We start from the raw sequence: 1,429 nt of genomic DNA, 5'->3' as shown, positions 1-1,429 counted from the left end.
AACAAAATACCTGTCTCGTTACCTCGGGTGGAAAAGGTTTCTTAAAACTCAACTCTTCTCAGAGGAGGCTTTTTTAGATCAAGTTTCTATACATTGGGTAGAGCAACACTTAATTTGAACAGCGCCGTGTTTATCCATTGCCATTCGATCCCTCAAACATCCGGAGGAAGTCAGTAAAGCGCCGACGACAAACAGTCAGCCCAATACCTCCAGGGAGGCCATCACTTCCTGCCCTCCTGCCCAAAAAACCAGGACAAAACAGGCTCTTCTTCCCCCTGAGCACAGCAGCAGGAAAAAAAAGCAGCAGGCAAAAATGGATGGCCTTGTAACCAGTTACAAAACTAACCACTTTGAAACACTTCAAGTCTTTAACACTGATGAATTGCAGCACAGAGATTATCGACTGCGTTTAAGCCGCCTGGATTACTCGGGCAAAAACGTTCGCGTGATACCAATAAATACTGCCAGTCAGAGCGTAAAGGTTATTAGCCCCCGAACCATAAGGACCTGGCCTGAAAGCAACGCACCTCTAACTCTTGAGCCAGGAGAGGTTCTGGGAAGAGTCCCCCTTTCGCTGGACCGTCGCTGGCAACCGTTACCCGGATTGAGCTCTGGTGATCAACTCAAAACCATTCGACCCGGAGCAGAACAGGGCATTGAGCTCGGTCGTTGTTCAGAGACAGGGATGCTGATGATCCGGAGCAGCCGCAAAGCAAAACAACACCCGTTGACAGTGGATTTTGTCATTACGCCTGACAGAAGGCTGTTCTCCCTGGAGATGTTAGACAGTTTTGAGCAACAGGGTGAGTTACTTGATAAACAAATCCGAAAAGTTCTGGATAAAAAGATTTTTTCAACAGAAGTGGATACTCCCAGCTGCAGGGAGCTGCAACGCATTGCCAGGCTGTCCAGCCCTGCAGCTCAACTTAAAGCCCTTCAGGCATGGGCATATTCCTTTACCGTAGATGCGGATATAAAAGGAGAAGGTATCGATTTACTAATCAACCTTATAAAAGGCCGACAGGGTTCATGCCGTCACCGAAGCTGGTGTTTTCACACCCTTTGCTCCTATTTCAACTTCCCTTCGAGAATCGTAAGCAATGACTGTCATACATATTGCGAAGTGAGTCCCGATAACGGTTCCAGCTGGTATCGTGCTGAGCTTGGTGGTGCTCCTGCCAGCGAAAATACTATAACCCAGGCTTTTCCAGAAACCCATCAGGCAAGCAGCGCCCGATCCCAATGGCGTGTGCAGATTCGTAGTTTAGATAATGAGTTTACAAGCCGGAACCCAGGGTTAGGCAGGGCAAAAACATGATCACCAATTGAACAGCGCCATCAAGAAACAGCCTGTATAATCAGGGTTTTTCCTGTCTTTCGATGTCTGCAAAAGCCCTGTTTTCCAAATTCTCCTCGCTCACTGATAAGC

1 protein-coding gene is annotated in these 1,429 nt (G+C 47.8%); it reads left to right on the top strand.

Translation table 11 applies throughout. The annotated features are described in order from the left end of the window. Window positions 1-313 precede the first annotated feature (313 nt). The gene (locus ACNRUY_RS26460) at window positions 314-1,318 is read left to right on the top strand and encodes a transglutaminase-like domain-containing protein (protein ID WP_488114658.1); all 1,005 of its coding nucleotides are present in this window, start codon (window positions 314-316) and stop codon (window positions 1,316-1,318) included. Window positions 1,319-1,429: the final 111 nt, after the last annotated feature.

Source organism: Endozoicomonas sp. Z74 (assembly GCF_057680865.1).
The sequence above is the reverse complement of the archived record's forward strand: the minus strand, read 5'-3'. Positions and strand labels throughout refer to the sequence as shown.